Source organism: Pseudomonas sp. IPO3747 (assembly GCF_013385245.1).
Classification (GTDB): Bacteria; Pseudomonadota; Gammaproteobacteria; order Pseudomonadales; family Pseudomonadaceae; genus Aquipseudomonas; species Aquipseudomonas edaphica.
In genome coordinates this window covers 138,076-162,939 of sequence record NZ_JACAQL010000002.1, presented here as the reverse complement: position 1 = coordinate 162,939, position 24,864 = coordinate 138,076, and the positions used below count along the sequence as shown (strand labels likewise).

Sequence of the window (24,864 nt, the reverse complement as noted above, 5' to 3'; positions counted from 1 at the left end):
TGCATTTCAAATCGAATTACTTATCGCGAATCGAAAAATTCGCCATATGCTCCAACCCTTTGATCAGCGCCGAGTGGTCCCAATTACCGCCACCAATCGCCGTGCAGGTGCTGAACACCTGCTGCGTGCCAGCCGTGTTCGGCAGGTTGATCCCCAGCTCCTTGGCCCCGGCCAGTGCCAGGTTGAGGTCTTTCTGGTGCAGGTTGATACGGAAGCCCGGATCAAAGGTGCCCTTGATCATGCGCTCGCCATGCACTTCCAGGATCTTCGACGAAGCAAACCCGCCCATCAGCGCTTCGCGCACCTTGGCCGGGTCGGCGCCGTTCTTCGATGCGAACAGCAGTGCTTCGGCCACTGCCTGGATGTTCAGCGCGACGATGATCTGATTCGCCACCTTGGCGGTCTGGCCATCGCCATTGCCGCCGACCAGGGTGATGTTCTTGCCCATGGCCTGGAACAGCGGCAGGGCGCGTTCGAACGTCTGCGGCTCGCCACCGATCATGATGCTCAAGGTGCCGGCCTTGGCGCCGACTTCACCGCCGGACACAGGCGCGTCGAGGTATTGCGCGCCGGTTGCATTGATCTTGGCGGCAAAGGCCTTGGTGGCGGTGGGGGAGATCGAACTCATGTCGATCACTACTTTGTTGGGTGACAGGCCGGCGGCAACACCGTCGGCGCGGAACAGCACATCGTCCACCTGTGGGGTGTCGGGCACCATCACGATGATGAACTCGGCTTCCTGGGCGACTTGCTGCGGGTTGGCCAGGGCCACGGCACCCGCCGCGATCAGGGCTTCGGGCGCCTTGCCGTGATGCTCGGACAGAAACAGTTGGTGGCCGGCCTTTTGCAGGTTGGCGGCCATGGGTTGGCCCATGATGCCGGTGCCGATAAATCCGATTTTAGCCATGATCAACATCCTCTTTTTATTCTAGGTGCAGGGCGGACACGGTCCACCAAACACTGAAGATCCAAATGTGGGAGCTGGCTTGCCTGCGATGGCATCACCCGGTTTTGCCTGATACACCGCAGTGTCTGCATCGCAGGCAAGCCAGCTCCCACCTTCTTTTGTGTTGTGTCAGTCAGATGGCGTTATGGGTTTTGAGCCAACCCAGTCCCGCCTCGGTGGTGGTCAGCGGCTTGTACTCACAGCCGACCCAACCGGTGTAACCAATCCGATCCAGATGCTCGAACAGGAAGCGATAGTTGATCTCCCCGGTCCCCGGCTCGTTACGCCCAGGGTTGTCGGCCAACTGGATGTGGTTGATCTCACCCAGGTGCGCGGCCATGGTTCGGGCCAGGTCGCCTTCCATGATTTGCATGTGGTAGATGTCGTATTGCAGGAACAGGTTGGCGCTGCCGACCTGCTCGCGAATCGACAGGGCCTGCGCCGTGTTGTTCAGGTAGAAACCCGGGATGTCGCGGGTGTTGATCATCTCCATCACCAGCTTGATGCCCGCCGCTTGCAGCTTGTCGGCGGCGTACTTGAGGTTGGCGACAAAGGTCTTTTCTACGGTTTCGTCATCCACACCGGCGGGGCGAATCCCGGCCAGGCAGTTGATCTGGGTGTTGCCCAGCACTTGGGCGTAGGCGATGGCCAGCTTGACCCCGGCACGGAACTCCTCGACCCGGTCCGGGTGGCACGCCAGGCCGCGCTCGCCCTTGGCCCAGTCACCGGCCGGCAGGTTGAACAGCACTTGGGTCAGGCCGTTGGCATCCAACTGCGCCTTGATCTCGGCGGAGCTGAATTCATACGGGAACAGGTATTCCACACCCTGGAAGCCGGCGTCGGCGGCCGCTTTGAAACGGGCGAGAAAGTCCTGCTCGGTAAACAGCATGGACAGGTTGGCGGCAAAACGCGGCATAGGGTTCTCCTTAATCGAGCAGGGAAATGGCAGTCGGCGCGTCGTTGCCGACCAGGGCCAGATCTTCGAATTCGTTGACGGCGTTGATCTCGGTGCCCATGGAAATATTGGTCACGCGTTCCAGAATAATCTCAACAATCACCGGAACCTTGAATTCTTCGATCATTTCCTGCGCCTTGCGCAACGCCGGCTGGATCTGGCCCGGCTCGAACACGCGCAGCGCCTTGCAACCCAGGCCTTCGGCGACAGCCACATGGTCGACGCCATAGCCGTTAAGTTCCGGGGCGTTGAGGTTGTCGAAGGACAGCTGCACGCAGTAGTCCATCTCAAACCCGCGCTGGGCCTGGCGAATCAGGCCCAGGTAGGAGTTGTTCACCACTACGTGGATGTACGGCAGCTTGAACTGCGCGCCCACCGCCAGCTCTTCGATCATGAACTGGAAGTCATAGTCGCCCGACAACGCCACCACTTTGCGGCTCGGGTCGGCCTTGACCACCCCGAGTGCCGCCGGAATGGTCCAGCCCAAGGGACCGGCCTGGCCGCAGTTGATCCAGTGGCGTGGCTTGTACACATGCAGGAATTGCGCGCCGGCAATCTGCGACAGGCCGATGGTGCTGACGTAGCAGGTGTCTTTGCCGAACACCTGGTTCATCTCTTCGTACACGCGTTGCGGCTTGACCGGCACGTTGTCGAAGTGGGTCTTGCGGTGCAGGGTGGCCTTGCGCTGCTGGCAGTCATGCAGCCAGGCGCTGCGATCCTTGAGCTTGCCGGCGGCTTTCCACTCGCGGGCCACTTCAATGAACATCGTCAGCGCAGAACCGGCGTCGGACACTATGCCCAGGTCCGGCGTGAACACGCGGCCAATCTGCGTCGGTTCGATGTCGACGTGAATGAACTTGCGGCCTTCGGTGTATACCTCCACCGAACCAGTGTGGCGGTTGGCCCAGCGGTTGCCGATGCCCAGCACCACGTCCGACTTGAGCATCGTTGCGTTGCCATAGCGGTGCGAGGTTTGCAGGCCGACCATGCCCACCATCAGCGGGTGATCGTCCGGGATCGTGCCCCAGCCCATCAGGGTCGGGATCACCGGGATGCCGGTGAGTTCAGCAAATTCAACCAGCAGCTCGCTGGCGTCGGCATTGATCACGCCGCCACCGCTGACCAGCAAGGGACGTTCGGCCGCATCCAGCAGCGCCAGGGCTTTTTCCACCTGGATGCGCGTAGCCAAGGGCTTGGCCAGCGGCAGTGGCTGGTAGGCGTCGATATCGAATTCGATCTCGGCCATCTGCACGTCGAACGGCAGGTCGATCAGCACCGGGCCAGGGCGGCCGGAGCGCATTTCATAGAAGGCTTTCTGGAACGCGTAGGGCACTTGGCCGGGCTCCAGAACAGTGGTCGCCCACTTGGTCACCGGCTTGACGATGCTGGTGATATCCACGGCCTGGAAGTCTTCCTTGTGCATCCGTGCACGTGGGGCCTGGCCGGTGATGCACAGAATCGGGATCGAGTCGGCCGAGGCGCTGTACAGGCCGGTGACCATGTCGGTGCCCGCCGGGCCGGAAGTACCGATGCACACGCCGATATTGCCGGCCTTGGTGCGGGTGTAGCCCTCGGCCATGTGCGAGGCGCCTTCAACGTGGCGAGCAAGGACGTGATCGATGCCACCGACCTTCTGCAAGGCCGAATACAGCGGGTTGATCGCGGCGCCCGGGATACCGAAGGCGGTGTCCACGCCTTCACGGCGCATTACCAGGACGGCGGCTTCGATTGCTCTCATTTTGCTCATGGTTTTGGTGCCTCTTGCGTTTTGTAATTGTATACAAGTGGTGTCTGGACAAAGTGTATTCACGGCGAGCTGCGAAGGTCAATGCATTTTGCAAAGTGGCCATGGCGTTCGTCGGAAGCACTTTTTTCGACGTGTGGAGCCTTTTGGCGAAAATATTGTATACAAAAATAAACGTCATTGTGTTCTATTTGTTTGATCGAGCATCTGATCAAACAGACCTCCACCGCATTCCCAATAACAAAAGAAGGACGGCACCATGAGCGCTTTAACCTTGAAACTTGCCACCCAACTCGCCAGCCAGGCCCTCACCGCAGGCCGCACGATCTCGGCTGCGCCGCTGACCATCGCGGTGCTCGACAGCGGCGGCCACTTGATCACCCTGCAACGCGAAGACGGCGCCAGCCTGCTGCGCCCACAAATCGCCATCGGCAAGGCCTGGGGCGCGATTGCACTGGGCAAGGGCTCGCGCTTGCTGGCGCTGGACGCACAGCAGCGCCCGGCGTTTATCGCCGCGTTGAACAGCCTGGGGCAGGGCAGCGTGGTGCCGGCACCGGGTGGTGTGTTGATACGGAATCAGGATGGGGTAGTGCTGGGGGCGATCGGGATCAGCGGAGATACCTCGGATATTGATGAGCAGTGCGCGATTACGGCTATCGAGGGGGTGGGGTTGTTGGCGGATGCGGGGGTTTCTGCTTGATTCTGTGGTGACTGTAAGGGCCTCTTCGCGAGCAAGCCCGCTCCCACACTTGGCTGCATTCCAAAGGTGGAACTCGGTCAAGTGTGGGAGCGGGCTTGCTCGCGAAGGCGGCGACCCGGTCTTGGCTTTAAACCCAAATCGCATCCCACAACGGATAGTCGCCAATCCGCTCTACCAACCCTGCTCGCAGTGGATTGGCCACCACATACCTGGCCATTTTTACCAAATCATCCTCCCTGCGCAGTGCCCGATCATGAAAACCGGTTTGCCAAAGCCGGCCCTTGCGCCCGGTTGCACCATTCACCGATCGCGTACTTTTGGATTTCACCTGACACATCAAATCCCCCAACGGGCCTTTTTGCAGTTCGATCAGCCAGTGGAAATGGTCTGGCATCACCACCCAGGCCAATGAATTAGCCAGGCCTTGGTATTGGGCCAGTCTGAACTGCCAGACCACCAGGCGGCCGAGGTGAAAGTCGCCGAATAGTGGGACTCGCTCCTGGGTGTTGGTGGTGATCAGGTAGACGCGGTTCGGTTCGCTGAACCGCCCGATGCGCAGGCGGTGTGAAGTCGCTAGATCAGGCATTCCATGGCCTCTCTTCAGATGGGTTCTGAGAGGCTAGATCTCGGTGGCTGACGCTGATCGGCAGGCTTTTGGCAGGATGTGTCTGGATGGGCGCTTTCGCGAGCAAGCCCGCTCCCCCATGGGGTCTGCGGTGTTAATACAATTTATGTCTCGCGCGGATCAAAATGTGGGAGCGGGCTTGCTCGCGAATAGCACCGGCACCTCGGCCCATCAGCCCAACTCACACCCCTTCAACACCAACCGAATAATCGTTTGCGCCGCCGCCTCATAATCCGCCTCATCCAGCTTGGCTTTGCCGGTCACCGCCGATATCTGCCAGTCAAAATCGGCATAGGTCTGCGTCGCCGCCCAGATGCTGAACATCAGGTGGTTGGGGTCTATGGCGGCGATCAGGCCGCGATCTACCCAGCTTTGGATGCAGTTGATGTTGTGCTTGGCCTGGGCGTTGAGCTGCTCGATCTGCTCGGGGCTCAGGTGCGGGGCGCCGTGCATGATTTCGCTGGCAAACACCTTGGATGCAAACGGCAAATCGCGGGAGATGCGGATTTTCGAGCGGATGTAGTTGCTCAGCACCACCGACGGCTCGCCCTCGGGGTTGAACGGTGTGGAGGCGGCCAGGATCGGCTCGATAATGCTTTCGAGCACCTCTCGGTAGAGGTTGTCCTTGGACCTGAAGTAGTAATAGACGTTGGGCTTGGGCAGCCCGGCCTTGGCGGCGATGTCGCTGGTTTTGGTCGCGGCGAAGCCCTTGTCGGCAAACTCCTCGCTGGCCGCCCGCAGGATCTTTTCTTTATTGCGCTCGCGAATGGTGCTCATAAACCAGGAGTTTCCTTGCCAGATCGGCGGTTGTGCATGGTAGCACCGGCTATCCGCGAGCCTCAAGAATGCGCCCGTAAAGCTTTGCGCCGCGCTATGCTCGGCGTTTCTCATTCTTATGGAAGCCCGATTGATGGCAGGAAGCAGCTTGTTGGTATTGATCGACGATATCGCCGCCGTACTCGATGACGTTGCGCTGATGACCAAAATGGCCGCCAAGAAGACCGCCGGCGTGCTGGGCGATGACTTGGCACTCAACGCCCAGCAGGTTTCCGGCGTGCGCGCCGAGCGGGAAATCCCTGTGGTGTGGGCGGTGGCCAAGGGGTCGTTTGTCAACAAACTGATCCTGGTGCCGGCGGCATTGCTGATCAGCGCCTTTGCGCCGTGGGCGGTCACGCCGCTGTTGATGCTCGGCGGCGCCTATTTGTGTTTTGAAGGCTTTGAGAAGCTTGCGCACACCTTCTTGCATAAACGCACCGAAGAACAGGCTCACCTGGTTGAAGCCGTGGCTGATCCGGCGACTGACTTGGTGGCATTTGAGAAGGACAAGATCAAAGGTGCAATTCGCACCGATTTCATCCTCTCGGCGGAAATCATCGCCATCACCCTGGGTACCGTTGCGGATGCGCCTTTGATGCAGCAAGTGATAGTGCTGTCGGGCATCGCCATTGTCATGACCATTGGCGTGTACGGGCTGGTGGCCGGTATCGTCAAGCTCGATGACCTGGGTCTGTGGCTGACGCAAAAGCCCGGCCAGGCGGCTCGCAGTATCGGTGGGGCGATCTTGCGCGCCGCGCCTTACATGATGAAAAGTCTGTCGGTGATCGGCACAGCGGCGATGTTCATGGTCGGCGGCGGCATACTCACCCATGGCGTGCCGGCGGTGCATCACTGGATCGAGACGCTCAGCCAGAGTGTCGGCGCGGCGGCGTGGTTGATGCCTACGTTGCTCAACGCAGTGGCCGGGATTATTGCCGGGGCGCTGGTGCTGGCCGTGGTTTCACTGGTAGGCAAAGTGTGGCGCGCGCTGAAACGCTAGATTGGCATTCGGCGGGCATATAGATACTATGCTAATCATTAGCTAGCTATCTATGTGTTCGCTGAATGAAGCTTTCCACGTTTCAACTGCCTGACTTCTGGCAAGCCACCCTGGCGCCCTCGCGGGACGATCTGCTGTTTGCGTTGCGCAACATGATCGCCGGCGGGGTCGCGTTGTATCTGGCCTTTTGCTTGGACTTGCAGCAGCCGCAATGGGCGCTGACCACGGTATTTATCGTCGGCCAGTCCACCAGCGGCATGGTCTTGGCCAAGGGTGCCTATCGGTTACTGGGCACGTTTGTGGGCGCGGCGGCTTCGGTGGTGATGATTGCTGTCTTCGGCCAAGCGCCTTTGTTGTTTCTACTGTGCATGGCGTTGTGGTTGGCGTTTTGCACCACAGGCGCGTCGTTGCTGCGCAATCACGCCTCTTATGGGTTTGTGCTGGCGGGCTACACCACGGCGATTATCGCGCTGCCTGCGACTGCGGCGCCGCTTGGGGTTTTCGATGAGGCGGTAGCCCGTTGCCAGGAAATCAGCCTGGGGATTCTCTGCGCGTCTATCGCCAGCACGATTTTATGGCCGCGCCGGGTTGAGCAGACGCTGGCGGTTCAAGGCCGTGCGGCCTGGCAGGCGGGCCTGCGCGCCGCGGCGTCGGAGCTGCTGGGCACCGATCAGCGCAAGGGGTTGCTCGAAGCACTGGGCCGTTTGGTTGCAGTTGATGCCCAGCGTGACCATGCCTGGTTCGAAGGCCCCAAGGGCCGGCGCAGATCCCAGGCGCTGCGGGTGCTGAGCCGGGACTTGCTGGGACTCTTGCGCGCGGCCCGCGGCGTGGCACGGCAGCGACTGATGCTGGAAGATGCGACCCGCGTGGCGCCTTGGGTGGACGAGGTGGCCGCGACGCTACAGCAAGAGCGGCCCGATGCGCTGCCTGCACTCTCGCAGCGCCTGAGGTTGGCGCTGGGTGATCCAGGTTTGAGCGCGGAGGCGCACTTTTGCCTGGTGCAATTGGCCGAGGTGCTGCGCTTGATCGATGTGGGCGCATTGACCCTGGCGGCCGTCGAAGCTGGCAGGGTGCCGCCCGGTGCGCCAGGCGCCCTGTCCTGGCATCGGGATATCGAGCAAGGCGTGCTCGGTGGGCTGCGCAGTGCCTTGGCGTTTCTGGCCGTTGCGGCATTCTGGATTTTTACCGACTGGCCGTCGGGCCTGGGTGCAGTGTCGATCAGCGGCGTGGTCTTGAGCCTGTTTGCCGCGCGGGAAAACCCTTCTGCGTCGGGCCTCAATTTTCTCAAGGGCATTGCGCTGTCGATCCCGATAGCCGGCTTTGTGCGCTTTGCCTTGTTGCCCGGGTTTGATGCTTTCGCGCTGTTATGCGTGGCATTAGGCGTGCCGTTGTTTTTCGCCTCGCTGTGCATGAGCCGGGCAAAACTTGTGGCCACCGCTTCGGCGTTTTGTATCTTCTTCGTCAACAACGTCGGGCCGAGCAACCTGATGAGCTACGACATTGCTGCCTTCCTCAACAAGGCCATCGCGACCTTGGTGGGCGTCGGGATTGCGGTGCTGGTGTTTCGCCTGATCCAGCTCAACCCTGGCGAGCGACACTACCGGCGTATGTTCAAGGCTTCGTTGTTCGATTTGGCGCAGTTGACTTCGCGCCCTCTGGAGCAAGCCGAGAGCTGGTTTGGCGGGCGCATGGCCGATCGTTTGATTCGCCTGTCACGCTACAGCCAAACCTTGCCCGCCGAGCGTCGTACCCATTGGGATAATGGCCTGCTCGGGTTGGACCTGGGTGATGAGTTGCTGGAGTTGCGTGCAAGCCTTGCGGGCAGCCAGGGCGCCTTGGCTGGCGAGCGTGATAATTATCTGCGGCAGTTGGCGGTGATACTCAGGCACGCGGGGCCAGGCTTGGCAACGGCGGGGATGCTGGATGGGCCAAGTGCTGCACTGCTTCAAGCACTTGAGCAGCCGTCGGGGTTGACGGAGCAGGATCGGGAGATGGCCAGGGCGGCGGTGCTGCAGTTGCGGTTTACCTGGCGCAAGTGGTGTCAGCGAGGCATATAGCAGCAGGAGCTGGCGAACCAGCTCCTGCAGGGAGGTTACTCGGCGATCTGCAACTTGCGCGACTCGGTATAGATGTAGCGCACCTTTTCATACTCAAACGGCGAGTTCATCTGACCGTAGCGGAAGCTGGTCTGGTAGCGCTTGTCGACGGCGCGCAAAGCCCAGATTTCCGGGTGGTTTTCGCTGACCTTGGAGACGTTGAGGAAGTTGATCTCGGTCTCGGCGCCGTAGTCGACGATCAGGCCGGTAGTGTCACGCAGGTTCGAGGGCCCGAAGATCGGCAGCACCAGGTAGGCGCCGCCAGGGACGCCGTAGAAGCCCAGGGTCTGGCCGAAGTCTTCGCTCTGGCGCGGCAGGCCCATGGCGGTGGCCGGGTCCCACAGGCCGGCGATGCCGATGGTGGTGTTGAGCAGCAGGCGCCCGGTGGTTTCCAGGGAGCGGTGGCCCTTGAGTTGCAACAGGCTGTTCACCAGGTTGGGCACATCGCCCAGGTTGTTGAAGAAGTTGCTCACACCGGTACGCAGGAAGCTGGGAGTGACGTAGGTGTAGCCGTTGACCACCGGCAGGAACACCCATTGGTCGAAGCGGTAGTTGAAGTGGTACACGCGGCGGTTCCACGACTCCAGCGGGTCATAGACGTTAAGTGCCGTCAGTGATGAACGCTCGAATTCACGCTGGTCCAGGCCCGGGTTGAACTTGAGTTTGGTCAGCGGTTCCTTGAAGCCGTCGGCGCCGACTTTGACCGGCTCGTGGGCCTTGCTGTTGTCGGCATTGGCCACGCCTGCGCACATCAAGGCGGCAAGCAGCAGAAGATATTTAGCCACGGAAGAACTCCAGCATGGCGTCGGCGTTGACGCGGTAATTGAGGTTGCCGCAGTGGCCGCCCAACGGGTAGACGGTCAAGCGATCGCCGAAGGTTTTACGCAGGAAACCCAGGTCGCCAGGGCCGAGGATCAAGTCGTCGGCGTTGTGCATCACGGCAATTTTCGGGCTGTCGTGCAGGTAGTCCTTGAGGGCATACAGGCTGACCTGATCGATCAGTTGCAGCAGGCTGCCGCCGTCGGAGCGCGCGCGCCACATCGGGATCACTTGTTCGGTGAGGTAGCAGTCGAAGTCGCATTGCAGCGCACGCTTGAGGAACGGCGTGAGGCTGGTGCCTTCGGTGATCGGGTATTTCGGCGGGATGATCAGGCCGCGACGGTTGATCAGGTCCGAGGTGAAGGCAATGTCGGCCGCCGAGAAGCGGAACGAGGTGCCGATCAGCATCGCCATCTGTTCGTTGGTCAAGTGCTGCTTGGACTGCTGGAAGTCATAGAGCAGGGCATCGTTGAGGTCGATGTAGCCTTTTTGCTGGAAGTAACGGGTCAGCTTGCTCAGCACCAGCTCATAAAACGTGGTGGTGTTGTTGATGCCCTTGACCTCGGTCTGTACCAGCTTGTCGAGGTTGGTGATCGAGGTGTAGAGGTTGACCGGCGGGTTGAGCAGCAGCACTTTCTTGAAGTTGAAGCTGCGGCGGGTCTCGTCGAGCTTGCTCACAAATGCCGCGTCCAAAGCGCCCAGGCTGTAGCCGGAGAGGTAGTAGTCGGTCACCGGCAGCGTGGAGTTCTGCGCGCGCACCGCCTGCATCACGCGGTACATGTCTTCGGCGTCTTCCTGGGTAATGCCGGGAGTGGCGAAGCGCGAAGCCGCGGCGATGAAGTCGAAGCTGGTGGGCGAGGACAACTGGACCACGTGGTAGCCGGCTTTGTAATAGAGCTTTTTGAGGTATTCGTTGATGCTGCTGTCATACCGCGCACCGGTGCCGGAAATCAGGAAAATCAGCGGTGCGGCGTGGTCTTGCTTGGCGATGCGGTAGGTGAGTTTCTTTACCGCCCAGAAGTTGTCCGGCAGGCTGAACTGGCGCTCAGGGCGCATGGTCAGGCTGTAGTCGGACTGGTTGATCTCGTCGTCGCTCGGCAATTGCGGGCGCAGATTCGGCGGAGTGGTGGCGATAGTCGCTTCGAACGGGTTGGTCAAAGGGTAGCCATAGCTGGCTGGGTCGATATCGACGGCCAGTGCTGACGCACTCAAAAATAGGCTGCCCAGCAAGGCAGCGCAGCGCAAGGAACGGAGCATGACTTAATCCCTAAGAGGAAACGTGCTGAATGAAGTTCGCAGGCTATGACCACCGCGTTGCCACCGAAGTGCCAGCCCTCGGCACTAAAAGTCGGAAAAAACCACGGAATCGGGGTAATAGTAGCCAGAAGATACACGTTGCCATGCATTGATGAACACTAATTGTGTGTATGCGCCTTGCTAACGGCTGCCGGCGCATTAAGCTGAGCGCCGTTTTTGCCTATCGGAGTACCCCATGTCCCATCGTTTGCCACTGATCCTGCTGCTTATTGCCCTGCCGTTATGGTTGGCCGCCAGTTATGGCGCCCGTTACGGGTTTATGGAAGATGGCCAGTGGGTGGGGGTCTGCGTTGACGAGGCCAGCCGCTGGGAATGCCAGTTGCGCTCGAACCTGGGGCTGATGATTCACTTCAAGGTATTGGGCTGGGCCGCATTGGTCACGTCGGTGCTGGCGTTTTTTGTGCCGGGGCGAGCGGGCTGGGGTTTGGCGGTGTTGGGGATGGTGTTCGGGTTGCCGGCACTGGCGTTGTATAACACCACGTTTGCGGTGTTTGCGGTGGTGATTGCGGGGTTGCGGTTGGTCAGGAAGCCTCGGGGCGTCTGATAGAGCCTCATCGCAGCGGTGCGACGATTCGACAAGCCAGTTCCCACATTAGATTGGGTGCATCCAATGGAATGCGGTCGAATGTGGGAGCTGGCTTGCCTGCGATAGCATTTTTAAGCTTTGCGCACCCGCAAGCAACGCCACAACGCTACAACCATCAACACGCTGACCACCGCCCAACCCCACGCCTGCTGGTTCAGCAAGCCTTCGCGATACAGCTGCGGCGCAATGCCGGCGCCAATAATGAAGGCCAGCAGCGCAATCTCCCGACGCGGGCCGGTGACCGGGCGAACCAGGTAAACCAGTGCCGGCAATACCAGTGCCGCACTTGGGAAGCTGCGATAGCGCGGGTCAAACACCAGCGCCAGCATCATCACTGCACCGGCGAACCCGGCAATTGCCACCAGCCAACCTGCGCGTTGCTCCAGCCAAGTGAAGGCGCGTTCCCGCCAAGCTTCCCGAGCGCTTAAAGCCAGCGCGGCATGGGCCAGTACCAACAGGTTCAACACCACCAGTAAGCCCGCCCACACCCATTCATCGTTGAAACGTGCTGTGACACGGGTCAGCTCGGCCCAGGTGCCAATGGAGCAGGCGGCCACTACGCCGAGTAATGGCAGCATGAATGCGGCACGCGCGCTGCGCACCCGGCCGCCCAGTGCCAGAGTGCCCAGCAGAATCAGGCCGCCGATGCCCAGCCACAGCGGCCAATACGGCACGTTACTCACCGGCCCGGCAAGGATGCCCTTGTCCTGGCGGTCGGCGTCAAACAAGCCCCAGTAACCACCGACTGCACCTTCGCTGGCGCGTTTCCACGGCTGGTCAAACGCTTCGATCAGGTTGTAGCGCCAGCCATTGGCCTCGGCCATGGCCACAAAACCACGCATGAACTTGGCCTCGTTGACCCGGCTCGGCACCGCGGTTTCGCGCTGGCGGCCTTCGCTGGGCCAGCCGGTCTCGCCGATCAGCACATCTTTAGGGGCGAATTTGTTGCCAAAGGTCTGGCGCACATCCCCCACATGCTTGAGGGCCTGGTCGATGCCCGACGGGTCATCTTCCCAGTAGGGCAGCAGGTGAATGGTCAGGAAATCCACCGCCGGGGCGATTTCCGGGTGTTGCAGCCAGAACTCCCACACATCGGCATAAGTGACCGGCTGCTTGATCTGGCTTTTGACCTGATGGATCAGCGTCACCAACTGCTTCGCGGTGACTTCCTTGCGCAGCAGGGCCTCGTTACCGACGATCACCGAAGTGACCACATCGGGGTTGGCATTGGCAGCAGCAATCAATTCTTTGATTTCTTTTTCGGTGGCCACCGGGTCACTGCTGACCCAGGCGCCGGCCATCACCTTCAAACCATGCTTGCGCGCCATGCCAGGCAGGGCTTCCAGGCCGGTCATGGAATAAGTGCGGATGCATTCAAAACGGGTGGCCAGCAGCGCCAGGTCGGCGTCCATGCGCTCAGGGCGCAGTTTGAACGGCTGGTCGAACGGCGACTGGTCCTTGTCGAACGGCGTGTAGGACGCGCATTGCATCTTGTGGCTGGCACTGGCCACATCCGGCAACACCACCGGTCGGCCAAGGCCGTACCAATAGCCGACGAGGGCAAGCACGCCGAGGATCAAGGCGCAGAAATAGGGCAGGGCAGGAAAGCGGGCAGTCGCGGGCATGGTCAGCTTATCTGGGGGAGCAAAGGCGCGCATCTTACCCGGATTTGGCCCGTCCCAGTGGGGCTGCATAATTTAGACATGCAAAGTTCGGGCGGGAAATTGACGCCAAGTCCTAGGAACTGTCCTGCTGGCGATGTGATGTCGTTTCTTGCTTACCCGAGGTCGCTGACAGAGCAGGTCCAAGGCCCCGGCAGGTTGATGATCGAAGTGTCAGCACTCCACTGGCGGCGCACCACCGTGATCGACGCGCGTGAAGGGGGCGCGATGCACCCTATAACAACAGGTTGACGTCGCTCGGCATCCGCCGAGCGCAGCACTTTCGGGGAAGTATTATGAAGATGCGACGACTCTTGGGCGCAGCTGCCACTCTGGTAGTTGCGATGGGCTCCACACTGGCCAGCGCCGACAGCAAAACCCTGAGCATCGGCTATGTAGATGGTTGGTCCGACAGCGTTGCCACGACCCATGTGGCAGCCGAGGTGATCAGGGAAAAACTCGGTTACGACGTGAAACTGCAAGCGGTCGCCACCGGGATCATGTGGCAGGGCGTAGCTACCGGCAAACTCGACGCCATGCTCTCCGCCTGGCTGCCCGTGACTCACGGTGAATACTGGACCAAGAACAAGGACAAGGTGGTCGACTACGGCCCCAACTTCAAGGATGCCAAAATTGGCCTGATCGTGCCGGAGTACGTTAAAGCCAAGTCCATCGAAGACCTCAAGACCGACACCACCTTCAAGAACAAGATCGTCGGCATCGACGCCGGTTCAGGCGTGATGCTCAAGACCGACGAAGCCATCAAGGCCTATGGCCTGGACTACAAACTGCAAGCCAGTTCGGGCGCTGCGATGATCGCCGAGCTGACCCGTGCCGAAGACAAGCAGGAATCCATTGCGGTGACCGGCTGGGTGCCACACTGGATGTTCGCCAAGTGGAAACTGCGCTTTCTGGACGACCCAAAAGGGATTTATGGTGCTGCTGAGACCGTCAACAGCATCGGCAGCAAGGGCCTGGAGAAGAAAGCGCCGGAAGTCGCCGCTTTCCTGAAGAAATTCCAATGGGCCTCCAAGGACGAAATCGGCGAAGTGATGCTGGCAATTCAAGAGGGCGCCAAGCCTGATGCTGCGGCCAAGGATTGGGTCGCCAAGCACCCTGAACGTGTCGCGGAGTGGACCGCAAAATAAAGCACTAACCCTTGTGGGAGCGGGCTTGCCCGCGATGGCGGCGTATAAGTCACAGATGTTTTGACTGATACACCGCCATCGCGGGCAAGCCCGCTCCCACATTAGCCTCGCACGCCCGTAAACCCTCGCTACACTCCCTCTACTACTAAGGTCGTCTGGAACCTGTTCCGCAGCCGCATACAGTGGATATGTTCCAAAATAATAAAAAGCTGTGCTGCGAGGATAAAAACAATGAACGACAGCATTTACCTCTCGATTCAAAACAGCCCGCGTTTCAAGGAGCTGGTCAGAAAAAGGGAAAGGTTCGCCTGGATACTCTCGGCGATCATGCTAGGGCTTTACTCCGCTTTCATCCTGTTGATTGCCTACGGGCCACAAATACTGGGGGCCAAACTCAGCCCCGGCTCATCCATCACCTGGGGCATCCCCATCGGGGTCGGCCTGATTGTCTCGGCCTTTGTCCTCACCGGCATCTATGTACGACGCGCCAACGGCGAATTCGACGACCTGAACAATGCGATTCTCAAGGAGGCTGCGCAATGATCCGTCGTCTATTGGCTGTACTTGGCGCCTCGGTCTTTGCGCCCGCCGTTTGGGCGGCGGATGCATTGACCGGTGAAGTACACAAACAACCGCTGAACGTTGCAGCGATCCTGATGTTCGTGGTCTTCGTCGGCGCGACGTTGTGCATCACCTACTGGGCGTCCAAACGCAACAAGTCGGCGGCCGACTACTATGCGGCCGGCGGCAAGATCACCGGTTTCCAGAACGGCCTGGCGATTGCCGGCGACTACATGTCGGCGGCGTCCTTCCTGGGGATTTCCGCGCTGGTGTTCACCTCCGGCTACGATGGCCTGATCTACTCGATCGGCTTCCTGGTGGGCTGGCCGATCATTCTGTTCCTGATCGCCGAGCGCCTGCGTAACCTGGGCAAGTACACCTTTGCCGACGTGGCGTCCTATCGCCTGGGGCAAACCCAGATCCGCAGTCTGTCGGCCTGTGGCTCGCTGGTGGTGGTGGCGTTCTACCTGATCGCGCAAATGGTAGGGGCGGGCAAGCTGATTCAGCTGCTGTTCGGTCTGGACTACCACGTAGCGGTGATCCTGGTGGGTATCCTGATGTGCATGTATGTGCTGTTTGGCGGCATGCTGGCAACCACTTGGGTGCAAATCATCAAGGCGGTGCTGTTGCTGTCCGGTGCTTCGTTCATGGCGTTGATGGTGATGAAGCACGTCAACTTCGACTTCAACATGCTGTTTTCCGAGGCGATCAAGGTTCACCCTAAAGGTGAGGCGATCATGAGTCCCGGCGGCTTGGTAAAAGATCCGATTTCGGCATTCTCGCTGGGCCTGGCGCTGATGTTCGGTACGGCCGGCCTGCCGCACATCCTGATGCGCTTCTTCACCGTCAGTGACGCCAAGGAAGCGCGTAAGAGCGTGCTGTATGCCACCGGTTTCATCGGCTACTTCTATATCCTGACGTTTATCATCGGCTTTGGCGCGATCCTGCTGGTGAGCACCAACCCGGCGTTCAAGGATGCTGCAGGTGCCTTGCTCGGCGGTAACAACATGGCGGCGGTGCACCTGGCCAACGCGGTGGGTGGCAGCATTTTCCTCGGCTTCATCTCGGCCGTGGCGTTTGCCACCATCCTGGCAGTGGTTGCCGGTTTGACCCTGGCCGGTGCTTCGGCGGTGTCCCATGACCTGTACGCCAGTGTGATCAAGAAGGGCAAGGCCAACGAGAAAGATGAGATTCGCGTGTCGAAGATCACCACCGTGGCGTTGGGCGTGTTGGCGATCGGCCTGGGTATCCTGTTCGAAAGCCAGAACATCGCGTTCATGGTCGGCCTGGCGTTCTCGATTGCTGCCAGCTGTAACTTCCCGGTGCTGCTGCTTTCCATGTACTGGAAAAACCTCACCACCCGTGGCGCCATGATTGGCGGCTGGCTGGGCTTGATCAGTGCCGTCGGCCTGATGATCCTTGGCCCGACCATCTGGGTGTCGATCCTGCACCATGAAAAAGCGATCTTCCCTTACGAGTACCCGGCGCTGTTCTCGATGATCATTGCGTTCGTCGGCATCTGGTTCTTCTCCATCACTGACAAGTCGGCGGCGGCAGAAAAAGAGCGTGCGCTGTACTTCCCGCAGTTTGTGCGTTCGCAGACTGGCTTGGGGGCAAGCGGAGCGGTTAATCACTAATATTTGTAACGGTTACAAAAAAATGCCCCGGTCGTGAGATCGGGGCATTTTTTTGCTTTTATTGGTAACGGATTTCACAAAACAGTTTCTCAACGCTTGCATCAATAAAGTGCCTCTACGCCGATCGTTCCCATGCTCTGCGTGGGAATACAGCCATGGACGCTCTGCGTCCCGGTTGGCGCTGGCCTCCGGTCTTGCGCTCAATTCCTGCACAAATAAAAACGGCCTCCTTGTGAAAGGAGGCCGTTTTTAAGACCAAATAGTTAGATGCTTACTTGCGATCTTCCAGTTTGGTGATATCACGCGACTCGTAGCCGGTGTACAGCTGGCGCGGGCGGCCAATCTTGTACGGGCTGGAGAGCATTTCTTTCCAGTGCGAGATCCAGCCGACAGTACGTGCCAAGGCGAAGATCACGGTGAACATGCTGGTTGGAATGCCGATCGCCTTGAGGATGATCCCCGAGTAGAAGTCGACGTTCGGGTACAGCGAGCGTTCGATGAAGTACGGGTCGGTCAGGGCGATCTCTTCCAGGCGCATGGCCAGTTCGAGTTGCGGATCGTTCTTGATGCCCAGCTCCTTCAACACTTCGTCGCAGGTCTGTTTCATCACGGTGGCACGCGGGTCACGGTTCTTGTAGACGCGGTGACCGAAGCCCATCAGTTTGAACGGATCTTCCTTGTCCTTGGCCTTGGCGATGAACTTGTCGATGTTGGACACATCGCCGATTTCATCGAGCATGGTCAGCACGGCTTCGTTCGCACCGCCGTGGGCAGGGCCCCACAATGCGGCAATGCCGGCGGCGATACAGGCGAACGGGTTGGCGCCCGAAGAACCCGCCAGACGTACGGTGGAGGTGGAGGCGTTTTGCTCGTGGTCGGCGTGGAGGATGAAAATCTTGTCCATCGCCTTGGCCAGCACCGGGCTGATCGGTTTGATCTCGCACGGGGTGTTGAACATCATGTGCAGGAAGTTTTCCGCGTACGTCAGGTCGTTGCGCGGGTACATCATGGGTTGACCCATGGAGTACTTGTAAACCATTGCGGCCAGGGTTGGCATCTTGGCAACCAGGCGGATCGCGGAAATTTCGCGATGCTGCGGGTTATTGATGTCCAGGGAGTCGTGATAGAAGGCCGACAGGGCGCCGACTACACCGCACATGACGGCCATCGGGTGGGCGTCGCGACGGAAGCCGTTGAAGAAGGTCTTCAACTGCTCGTGAACCATGGTGTGGTTCTTCACGGTGCTGACGAACTGGGCTTTCTGCTCAGCTGTTGGCAATTCGCCATTTAGCAGCAGGTAGCAGGTTTCCAGGTAGTCCGACTGTTCAGCAAGCTGTTCGATCGGGTAGCCGCGGTGCAGCAAAATACCATTGTCACCATCGATATAGGTGATCTTCGACTCGCAAGAGGCGGTCGACATGAAGCCTGGGTCGAATGTGAAACGGCCCGTGGCCGTCAGGCCCCGTACGTCGATAACATCGGGACCAACGGTGCCGGTTAAAATGGGCAGCTCGACGGGGGCTGCGCCCTCGATGATCAACTGCGCTTTTTTGTCAGCCATGTGGCCTCCTATTTATGCTTCAAATCATCAGACAGACCCCCCACGCAGGGCCCGCACCACTATATTGATATAAATCCAGATGTCAATTTGCCTAAAGTCTTGCTCCAGAAGGCTTTAACCATACTTTTTCGTCGAAATTGACTGCCATTTACGCCTTTTATACCGCCAGCGCAATCCGCTATTAGGGTGAGGAGTGCGCGTTGTCATTAGTAACCTAACTGTCTATACTCGGCCACCGACCGCCAAGGGCTTTTGGGCTTGCTTTCATTGGGGGTCGCACTCCCTGGGTGGTGCTTACCTGACCAGTGCACTCCCCAACAACTTTGCCCTGATTGTTAGGGGCTCTTCAGTGTGAAAAAAAGCCGTGAATAGCCAACGACCTGTAAACCTAGACCTAAGGACCATCAAACTCCCCATCACCGGCGTTACGTCGTTCCTGCACCGTGTTTCCGGCATCATCCTGTTCCTGGGCTTGGGCATCATGCTTTATGCATTGAGCAAATCCCTGGGTTCCGAGGAAGGATACGCCGAGGTGAAGGCATGCTTGACCAGCCCGCTGGCCAAGTTCGTAGCATGGGGCCTCCTGTCCGCTCTGCTGTATCACCTGGTAGCCGGTGTGCGCCACTTGATCATGGATGCGGGTATCGGTGAGACGCTGGAAGGCGGCCGCCTGGGCTCGAAAATCATCATCGCCATTTCCGTGGTGCTGATCGTTCTGGCAGGAGTTTGGATATGGTAACCAGCGTTACGAACCTTTCGCGTTCGGGCCTCTATGACTGGATGGCACAGCGTGTGTCTGCGGTCGTTCTCGCGGCTTATTTCATTTTCCTGATCGGATACCTCGTCGCAAACCCGGGCATCGGCTATGAGCAATGGCATGGCCTGTTTTCCCACAATGCGATGCGAATCTTCAGTCTGCTGGCCCTTGTAGCCCTGGGCGCTCACGCCTGGGTCGGCATGTGGACCATCGCGACCGACTACCTGACGCCGATGGCGCTGGGCAAGTCCGCGACTGCAGTACGTTTTCTCTTCCAGGCAGTCTGCGGCGTTGCGATGTTCGCGTACTTCGTCTGGGGTGTGCAGATTCTTTGGGGTATCTGATTCATGGCTAACATTCCAACTATTTCCTTCGACGCCATCATTATTGGTGGCGGCGGTGCCGGCATGCGCGCAGCGCTGCAGCTGGCTCAGGGCGGTCACAAGACTGCCGTGATCACCAAGGTGTTCCCGACCCGTTCCCACACTGTGTCGGCCCAGGGTGGCATCACCTGCGCCATCGCCTCCGCCGACCCGAACGATGACTGGCGCTGGCACATGTACGATACCGTCAAGGGTTCCGACTACATCGGTGACCAGGACGCTATCGAGTACATGTGTCAGGAAGGCCCGGCCGCCGTGTTCGAGCTGGACCACATGGGTCTGCCGTTCTCGCGTACCGAGCAAGGTCGTATCTACCAGCGTCCATTCGGCGGCCAGTCGAAGGATTACGGTAAAGGCGGGCAGGCTGCCCGTACGTGCGCCGCTTCCGACCGTACCGGTCACGCGCTGTTGCACACCCTTTATCAGGGCAACCTGAAAGCCGGTACCACGTTCCTGAACGAGTACTACGCCGTTGACCTGGTGAAGAACGCCGACGGCGCCTTCGTCGGTGTGATCGCCATCTGCATCGAAACCGGTGAAACCACCTACATCCGTGCCAAGGCTACTGTGCTGGCAACCGGCGGTGCAGGTCGTATCTACGCGTCGACCACCAATGCCCTGATCAACACCGGTGACGGCGTCGGCATGGCCCTGCGTGCTGGCGTGCCGGTACAAGACATTGAAATGTGGCAGTTCCACCCGACCGGCATCGCCGGCGCCGGTGTACTGGTTACAGAAGGTTGCCGTGGTGAAGGTGGTTACCTGATCAACAAGCACGGCGAGCGTTTCATGGAGCGTTATGCTCCGAACGCCAAAGACCTTGCAGGTCGTGACGTTGTGGCCCGTTCGATGGTTAAGGAAATCATCGCCGGTAACGGCTGTGGCCCGAACGGCGACCACGTACTGCTGAAACTCGATCACCTCGGTGAAGAAGTCCTGCACAGCCGCCTGCCAGGTATCTGCGAATTGTCCAAGACTTTTGCGCACGTTGACCCGGTAGTTGCTCCGGTGCCGGTTGTTCCGACTTGCCACTATATGATGGGCGGCGTGCCGACCAACATTCATGGCCAGGCGATCACCCAGAACGCCGAAGGCGTGGACGAGATCATCCACGGTCTGTTCGCCGTAGGCGAAGTGGCTTGCGTATCGGTACACGGTGCCAACCGTCTGGGCGGCAACTCGCTGCTCGACCTGGTGGTATTCGGTCGTGCTGCCGGCCTGCACCTGGAAAAAGCCCTGACCGACGGCATCGAATACGATGACGCCACCGACGCCAACATCGAGGCCGCCCTGGCGCGCCTGAACGCTCTGAACGAGCGTACCGATGGCGAAGACGTGGCTACCCTGCGTCGCGAGCTGCAAAGCTGCATGCAGAACTACTTCGGTGTATTCCGTACCGGCGAATACATGCAGAAGGGTATTGCCCAGCTGGCCGACCTGCGCACGCGCATCGCCAACGTCAAGATCAACGATAAGAGCCAGGCGTTCAACACGGCTCGTATCGAAGCCCTTGAGCTGCAAAACCTGCTGGAAGTGGCCGAAGCCACTGCGATCGCCGCCGAGGTTCGTAAAGAATCCCGTGGTGCCCACGCCCGTGAAGACTTTGAAGATCGCGACGACGAAAACTGGTTGTGCCACACCCTGTACTTCCCGGGTGACAAGCGCGTGACCAAGCGTGCCGTGAACTTCTCGCCGAAGACGGTGCCGACGTTTGAACCGAAGATTCGGACTTACTAAGGGTGGCTGCCATGTTGAAAGTCAGTGTTTACCGCTACAACCCTGATCAGGACGCCGCGCCGTTCATGCAGGAATTTCAGGTCGATACCGGTGGTAAAGACCTGATGGTGCTGGATGTACTGGCACTGATCAAAGAGCAGGACGAAGGTTTCTCCTATCGTCGCTCTTGCCGTGAGGGCGTTTGTGGCTCCGACGGCATGAACATCAACGGCAAAAACGGCCTGGCGTGCATCACGCCGCTGTCGGCTGTTGTTAAAGGTAACAAGCTGATCGTTCGTCCTCTGCCAGGTTTGCCGGTTATCCGTGACCTGGTGGTCGATATGAGCATCTTCTACAAGCAATACGAGAAAGTTAAGCCGTTCCTGCAGAACGACACGCCGGCTCCGGCCATCGAACGTCTGCAGTCCCCTGAAGAGCGTGAAAAGCTCGACGGTCTGTACGAGTGCATCCTGTGCGCTTGCTGCTCGACCTCGTGCCCGTCCTTCTGGTGGAACCCGGACAAGTTCCTGGGTCCAGCTGCCCTGCTGCAAGCGTACCGCTTCCTGGCAGACAGCCGTGACACCAAGACGTCCGAGCGTCTGGCTTCACTGGATGACCCGTTCAGCGTATTCCGCTGCCGCGGGATCATGAACTGCGTCAACGTATGTCCCAAAGGCCTGAACCCGACTAAGGCCATTGGTCACATCCGTAACATGCTGCTGCAAAGCGGCGTGTAAGCGACGTTGTAGCAAAGCAGGACCGTTGTGCCCGTAAATGCTACGGCGCAGGCTTCAACCGGCGCCGTAGTTTTAACTTGAGCAGCGACTTACAAAGCCGCAGCTCTTATTTTGAAGAAATGAGACAAGCAGGGGCATTCGGGTTGGTACCCGAACTATCAGCGTGATCCTAAGTGGCTTGTTTTGGTCGCTGCACTTGGCCTTTTGCAAGCAAACTCGGTGTTTTCGCCGGTGGTGTCCCCAAATCGAGGGTGACCAAGCATGCAAGAAAGCGTGATGCAGCGCATGTGGAACAGCGGCTATCTTTCAGGTGGTAACGCTGCCTATGTGGAAGAGCTTTATGAGCTCTACCTGCACGACCCTAACGCTGTGCCAGAAGAATGGCGCACCAAATTTCAGACGTTGTCTTCAGACGGCAACGCTGCCACCGATGTATCGCACGCAACAATTCGCGATCAATTTGTGCTGCTGGCAAAGAACCAGCGCCGCGCCCAACCGGTTTCCGCCGGTAGCGTGAGCAGCGAGCATGAGAAGAAGCAAGTTGAAGTATTGCGACTGATCCAGGCTTACCGGATGCGTGGCCACCAGGCGGCCCAGCTTGACCCGCTGGGGCTCTGGAAGCGTCCTGCACCTGCTGACCTGTCGATCAATCATTACGGCTTGACCAATGCCGATCTTGATACGACCTTCCGTGCCGGCGACCTGTTCATCGGCAAAGAGGAAGCGAGCCTACGCGAAATTCACGAAGCGTTGCAGCAGACATATTGCCGCACCATCGGCGCTGAGTTTACGCACATCACCGATTCCGAGCAGCGCCACTGGTTCCAGCATCGCCTGGAAGGTGTGCGTGGCCGTCCGGTTTTGTCCGCCGACGTGCGCAGCCACTTGCTGGAGCGCGTGACCGCGGCCGAAGGTCTCGAGAAATACCTGGGTACCAAATACCCGGGCACCAAGCGTTTCGGCCTGGAAGGCGGCGAAAGCCTGATTCCAATGCTCGACGAGTTGATCCAGCGTTCCGGTTCCTACGGCACCAAGGAAATCGTGATCGGCATGGCTCACCGTGGTCGCCTGAACGTGTTGGTCAACACCTTCGGCAAGAACCCGCGTGAACTGTTCGACGAGTTCGAAGGCAAGAAGAAGGTCGAACTGGGTTCCGGTGACGTCAAGTATCACCAGGGCTTCTCGTCCAACGTAATGACTACCGGCGGTGAAGTTCACCTGGCCATGGCCTTCAACCCGTCCCACCTGGAAATCGTTTCTCCGGTGGTCGAGGGTTCGGTGCGTGCTCGCCAGGATCGTCGTAACGATTCCACCGGTGAGAAAGTCCTGCCGATTTCCATCCACGGTGACGCGGCGTTCGCCGGTCAAGGCGTGGTCCTGGAAACGTTCCAGATGTCGCAGACTCGCGGCTTCAAGACCGGCGGTACGGTTCACATCGTCATCAACAACCAAGTCGGTTTCACCATCAGCAACCCGCTGGACGCGCGCTCTACCGAGTACGCGACCGACGTTGCCAAGATGATCCAGGCGCCGATCCTCCATGTGAATGGTGATGATCCGGAAGCCGTGTTGTTCGTGACCCAGCTCGCCATCGACTACCGCATGCAGTTCAAGCGTGACGTGGTCATCGACCTGGTTTGCTACCGCCGTCGCGGTCACAACGAAGCGGATGAGCCGAGCGGCACCCAGCCGTTGATGTACCAGCAGATCACCAAGCAGCGCACCACCCGTGAACTGTACGCCGACAGCCTGATTACGGCCGGCGTGGTTGACGATGCGCGTGTTCAGGCGAAAGTCGACGAATACCGCAACGCGCTGGACAACGGCCTGCATGTAGTGAAAAGCCTGGTTAAAGAACCGAACAAAGAGCTGTTCGTGGACTGGCGCCCGTACCTGGGCCACGCCTGGACGGCGCGTCACGACACCTCGTTCGACCTCAAGACCCTGCAGGAACTGTCCGCCAAGCTGCTGGAAATTCCAGATGGCTTCGTGGTGCAGCGCCAGGTTGCGAAGATCTACGAAGACCGTCAGAAGATGCAAGCCGGCGGCCTGCCGATCAACTGGGGTTACGCCGAAACCATGGCGTACGCGACCCTGGCGTTCGAAGGTCACCCGATCCGCATGACCGGCCAGGACATCGGCCGTGGTACGTTCTCGCACCGTCACGCGGTACTGCACAACCAGAAAGACGCGACCACCTACGTACCGCTGCAACACCTGTACGAAGGCCAGCCACGTTTCGACCTGTACGACTCGTTCCTGTCCGAAGAAGCCGTACTGGCGTTCGAATACGGCTACTCCACCACCACGCCAAATGCGCTGGTGATCTGGGAAGCCCAGTTCGGCGACTTCGCCAACGGTGCCCAGGTGGTTATCGACCAGTTCATCACCAGCGGTGAGCACAAGTGGGGCCGTCTGTGCGGTCTGACCATGTTGCTGCCACACGGTTATGAAGGTCAGGGTCCGGAGCACTCCTCGGCCCGTCTGGAGCGTTACCTGCAGCTGTGCGCCGAGCACAACATCCAGGTGTGCGTGCCGACTACCCCGGCCCAGATCTACCACTTGCTGCGTCGTCAGGTGATCCGCCCGCTGCGCAAGCCGCTGGTAGTGCTGACCCCGAAATCGCTGTTGCGTCACAAATTGGCCATCTCGACCCTGGAAGATCTGGCCGACGGTTCGTTCCAGACCGTGATTCCAGAAATCGACACCCTGGACGCTGCCAAGGTCACTCGCCTGGTCCTGTGCAGCGGCAAGGTTTACTACGACTTGCTGGAAAAACGCCGTGCCGAAGGCCGCGAAGACATCGCCATCGTGCGTATCGAGCAGCTTTACCCGTTCCCGGAAGACGACCTGATGGAGGCCATCGCGCCTTACACCAACCTCACCCACGCGGTGTGGTGCCAGGAAGAACCGATGAACCAGGGCGCGTGGTACAGCAGCCAGCATCATTTGCGTCGCAGTATCGGTAACCACAAAACAGGCCTGGGCCTGGAGTACGCCGGTCGTGATGCTTCTGCTGCACCTGCGTGTGGTTATGCGTCGATGCACGCCGAGCAGCAGGAAAAACTGCTGCAAGATGCTTTCACTGTTTAACGCCTT

At 59.4% G+C, this 24,864-nt stretch carries 21 protein-coding genes; 12 read left to right on the top strand and 9 right to left on the bottom strand.

Going from position 1 to position 24,864, the window contains the following annotated elements; translation table 11 throughout:
- Window positions 1-16 precede the first annotated feature (16 nt).
- The 3 genes from HX790_RS01920 to gcl form a co-directional block, all read right to left on the bottom strand.
- Entirely contained in the window at window positions 17-907 is an 891-nt protein-coding gene (locus HX790_RS01920) for a 2-hydroxy-3-oxopropionate reductase (RefSeq protein WP_026013623.1), read from the bottom strand.
- A gap of 172 nt (window positions 908-1,079) precedes the next feature.
- Entirely contained in the window at window positions 1,080-1,862 is a 783-nt protein-coding gene (hyi, locus tag HX790_RS01915; RefSeq protein ID WP_017136239.1) for a hydroxypyruvate isomerase, read from the bottom strand.
- Window positions 1,863-1,872: 10 nt separating this feature from the next.
- A complete protein-coding gene (gene gcl / locus HX790_RS01910; protein ID WP_017136240.1) occupies window positions 1,873-3,648 on the bottom strand; it encodes a glyoxylate carboligase in 1,776 nt (591 codons plus the stop codon).
- Window positions 3,649-3,904: 256 nt separating this feature from the next.
- Between gcl and HX790_RS01905 the strand changes: the two genes are divergently transcribed.
- Window positions 3,905-4,345, top strand: coding sequence for a heme-binding protein (locus tag HX790_RS01905; protein WP_017136241.1), 441 nt, complete (start codon window positions 3,905-3,907; stop codon window positions 4,343-4,345).
- Window positions 4,346-4,472: 127 nt separating this feature from the next.
- On the opposite strand, the gene HX790_RS01900 is transcribed toward HX790_RS01905, so the two are convergent.
- Window positions 4,473-4,931, bottom strand: a complete 459-nt coding sequence (locus HX790_RS01900) for a transposase (protein ID WP_017136242.1) — start codon at window positions 4,929-4,931, stop codon at window positions 4,473-4,475.
- A gap of 210 nt (window positions 4,932-5,141) precedes the next feature.
- A complete protein-coding gene (locus HX790_RS01895) occupies window positions 5,142-5,747 on the bottom strand; it encodes a TetR/AcrR family transcriptional regulator (RefSeq protein ID WP_017136243.1) in 606 nt (201 codons plus the stop codon).
- A gap of 133 nt (window positions 5,748-5,880) precedes the next feature.
- Between HX790_RS01895 and HX790_RS01890 the strand changes: the two genes are divergently transcribed.
- On the top strand, window positions 5,881-6,786 hold the full coding sequence (locus HX790_RS01890; protein WP_017136244.1) for a DUF808 domain-containing protein: 906 nt from the start codon (window positions 5,881-5,883) through the stop codon (window positions 6,784-6,786).
- Between the two features lie 65 nt (window positions 6,787-6,851).
- Complete coding sequence (locus HX790_RS01885) at window positions 6,852-8,843, top strand: FUSC family protein (protein WP_017136245.1); 1,992 nt, start codon at window positions 6,852-6,854, stop codon at window positions 8,841-8,843.
- 35 nt (window positions 8,844-8,878) lie between these two features.
- Here HX790_RS01885 and HX790_RS01880 read toward each other — a convergent pair whose 3' ends face one another.
- Both HX790_RS01880 and HX790_RS01875 read right to left on the bottom strand, forming a co-directional pair.
- The gene (locus HX790_RS01880; RefSeq protein ID WP_017136246.1) at window positions 8,879-9,667 is read right to left on the bottom strand and encodes a VacJ family lipoprotein; all 789 of its coding nucleotides are present in this window, start codon (window positions 9,665-9,667) and stop codon (window positions 8,879-8,881) included.
- On the bottom strand, window positions 9,660-10,958 hold the full coding sequence (locus HX790_RS01875; RefSeq protein WP_017136247.1) for a serine protein kinase PrkA: 1,299 nt from the start codon (window positions 10,956-10,958) through the stop codon (window positions 9,660-9,662). The genes HX790_RS01880 and HX790_RS01875 overlap by 8 nt, the downstream gene beginning before the upstream one ends.
- 235 nt (window positions 10,959-11,193) lie before the next feature.
- On the opposite strand from HX790_RS01875, the gene HX790_RS01870 reads away from it, so the two are divergent.
- Window positions 11,194-11,562 carry a hypothetical protein gene (locus HX790_RS01870; protein WP_017136248.1) on the top strand — a complete coding sequence of 123 codons (369 nt, stop codon included), beginning with the start codon at window positions 11,194-11,196 and terminating at the stop codon, window positions 11,560-11,562.
- 113 nt (window positions 11,563-11,675) lie between these two features.
- Here the strand turns inward: HX790_RS01870 and HX790_RS01865 are convergent, their stop codons facing one another.
- Entirely contained in the window at window positions 11,676-13,229 is a 1,554-nt protein-coding gene (locus tag HX790_RS01865) for a glycosyl hydrolase family 17 protein (protein ID WP_026013624.1), read from the bottom strand.
- Between the two features lie 332 nt (window positions 13,230-13,561).
- On the opposite strand from HX790_RS01865, the gene HX790_RS01860 reads away from it, so the two are divergent.
- The 3 genes from HX790_RS01860 to HX790_RS01850 all read left to right on the top strand — a co-directional run bounded on the left by HX790_RS01860 (window position 13,562) and on the right by HX790_RS01850 (window position 16,611).
- Window positions 13,562-14,413 (top strand): glycine betaine ABC transporter substrate-binding protein, encoded by an 852-nt coding sequence (locus tag HX790_RS01860; protein WP_017136250.1) that lies wholly within the window; start codon window positions 13,562-13,564, stop codon window positions 14,411-14,413.
- Between the two features lie 231 nt (window positions 14,414-14,644).
- On the top strand, window positions 14,645-14,956 hold the full coding sequence (locus HX790_RS01855) for a DUF485 domain-containing protein (protein ID WP_017134441.1): 312 nt from the start codon (window positions 14,645-14,647) through the stop codon (window positions 14,954-14,956).
- Window positions 14,953-16,611, top strand: coding sequence for a cation acetate symporter (locus HX790_RS01850; RefSeq protein WP_017134442.1), 1,659 nt, complete (start codon window positions 14,953-14,955; stop codon window positions 16,609-16,611). The genes HX790_RS01855 and HX790_RS01850 overlap by 4 nt, the downstream gene beginning before the upstream one ends.
- A gap of 271 nt (window positions 16,612-16,882) precedes the next feature.
- On the opposite strand, the gene gltA is transcribed toward HX790_RS01850, so the two are convergent.
- Entirely contained in the window at window positions 16,883-18,172 is a 1,290-nt protein-coding gene (gene gltA / locus HX790_RS01845) for a citrate synthase (protein WP_017134443.1), read from the bottom strand.
- A 364-nt stretch (window positions 18,173-18,536) separates the two neighbouring features.
- On the opposite strand from gltA, the gene sdhC reads away from it, so the two are divergent.
- From sdhC to HX790_RS01820, 5 genes are all read left to right on the top strand, one after another.
- Window positions 18,537-18,911: a succinate dehydrogenase, cytochrome b556 subunit gene (sdhC, locus tag HX790_RS01840; protein ID WP_016979564.1), complete on the top strand. Its 375-nt coding sequence runs from the start codon at window positions 18,537-18,539 to the stop codon at window positions 18,909-18,911.
- A complete protein-coding gene (sdhD, locus tag HX790_RS01835; RefSeq protein ID WP_003172805.1) occupies window positions 18,905-19,273 on the top strand; it encodes a succinate dehydrogenase, hydrophobic membrane anchor protein in 369 nt (122 codons plus the stop codon). Before sdhC ends, sdhD begins: the two co-directional genes overlap by 7 nt.
- A 3-nt stretch (window positions 19,274-19,276) precedes the next feature.
- Complete coding sequence (gene sdhA / locus HX790_RS01830) at window positions 19,277-21,049, top strand: succinate dehydrogenase flavoprotein subunit (protein WP_017134444.1); 1,773 nt, start codon at window positions 19,277-19,279, stop codon at window positions 21,047-21,049.
- Between the two features lie 11 nt (window positions 21,050-21,060).
- Complete coding sequence (locus tag HX790_RS01825; RefSeq protein ID WP_003172807.1) at window positions 21,061-21,765, top strand: succinate dehydrogenase iron-sulfur subunit; 705 nt, start codon at window positions 21,061-21,063, stop codon at window positions 21,763-21,765.
- 261 nt (window positions 21,766-22,026) lie between these two features.
- The gene (locus HX790_RS01820; RefSeq protein ID WP_017134445.1) at window positions 22,027-24,858 is read left to right on the top strand and encodes a 2-oxoglutarate dehydrogenase E1 component; all 2,832 of its coding nucleotides are present in this window, start codon (window positions 22,027-22,029) and stop codon (window positions 24,856-24,858) included.
- The last annotated feature ends 6 nt before the right edge of the window (window positions 24,859-24,864 follow it).

Excerpts from the sequence above, each read along its gene's own strand:
- HX790_RS01920 (WP_026013623.1), bottom strand. The coding sequence starts at position 907 with ATGGCTAAAATCGGATTTATCGGCACCGGCATCATGGGCCAACCCATG.
- hyi (WP_017136239.1), bottom strand. The coding sequence starts at position 1,862 with ATGCCGCGTTTTGCCGCCAACCTGTCCATGCTGTTTACCGAGCAGGAC.
- gcl (WP_017136240.1), bottom strand. The coding sequence starts at position 3,648 with ATGAGCAAAATGAGAGCAATCGAAGCCGCCGTCCTGGTAATGCGCCGT.
- HX790_RS01905 (WP_017136241.1), top strand. The coding sequence starts at position 3,905 with ATGAGCGCTTTAACCTTGAAACTTGCCACCCAACTCGCCAGCCAGGCC.
- HX790_RS01900 (WP_017136242.1), bottom strand. The coding sequence starts at position 4,931 with ATGCCTGATCTAGCGACTTCACACCGCCTGCGCATCGGGCGGTTCAGC.
- HX790_RS01895 (WP_017136243.1), bottom strand. The coding sequence starts at position 5,747 with ATGAGCACCATTCGCGAGCGCAATAAAGAAAAGATCCTGCGGGCGGCC.
- HX790_RS01890 (WP_017136244.1), top strand. The coding sequence starts at position 5,881 with ATGGCAGGAAGCAGCTTGTTGGTATTGATCGACGATATCGCCGCCGTA.
- HX790_RS01885 (WP_017136245.1), top strand. The coding sequence starts at position 6,852 with ATGAAGCTTTCCACGTTTCAACTGCCTGACTTCTGGCAAGCCACCCTG.
- HX790_RS01875 (WP_017136247.1), bottom strand. The coding sequence starts at position 10,958 with ATGCTCCGTTCCTTGCGCTGCGCTGCCTTGCTGGGCAGCCTATTTTTG.
- HX790_RS01870 (WP_017136248.1), top strand. The coding sequence starts at position 11,194 with ATGTCCCATCGTTTGCCACTGATCCTGCTGCTTATTGCCCTGCCGTTA.
- HX790_RS01865 (WP_026013624.1), bottom strand. The coding sequence starts at position 13,229 with ATGCCCGCGACTGCCCGCTTTCCTGCCCTGCCCTATTTCTGCGCCTTG.
- HX790_RS01860 (WP_017136250.1), top strand. The coding sequence starts at position 13,562 with ATGAAGATGCGACGACTCTTGGGCGCAGCTGCCACTCTGGTAGTTGCG.
- HX790_RS01855 (WP_017134441.1), top strand. The coding sequence starts at position 14,645 with ATGAACGACAGCATTTACCTCTCGATTCAAAACAGCCCGCGTTTCAAG.
- HX790_RS01850 (WP_017134442.1), top strand. The coding sequence starts at position 14,953 with ATGATCCGTCGTCTATTGGCTGTACTTGGCGCCTCGGTCTTTGCGCCC.
- gltA (WP_017134443.1), bottom strand. The coding sequence starts at position 18,172 with ATGGCTGACAAAAAAGCGCAGTTGATCATCGAGGGCGCAGCCCCCGTC.
- sdhD (WP_003172805.1), top strand. The coding sequence starts at position 18,905 with ATGGTAACCAGCGTTACGAACCTTTCGCGTTCGGGCCTCTATGACTGG.
- sdhA (WP_017134444.1), top strand. The coding sequence starts at position 19,277 with ATGGCTAACATTCCAACTATTTCCTTCGACGCCATCATTATTGGTGGC.
- HX790_RS01825 (WP_003172807.1), top strand. The coding sequence starts at position 21,061 with ATGTTGAAAGTCAGTGTTTACCGCTACAACCCTGATCAGGACGCCGCG.
- HX790_RS01820 (WP_017134445.1), top strand. The coding sequence starts at position 22,027 with ATGCAAGAAAGCGTGATGCAGCGCATGTGGAACAGCGGCTATCTTTCA.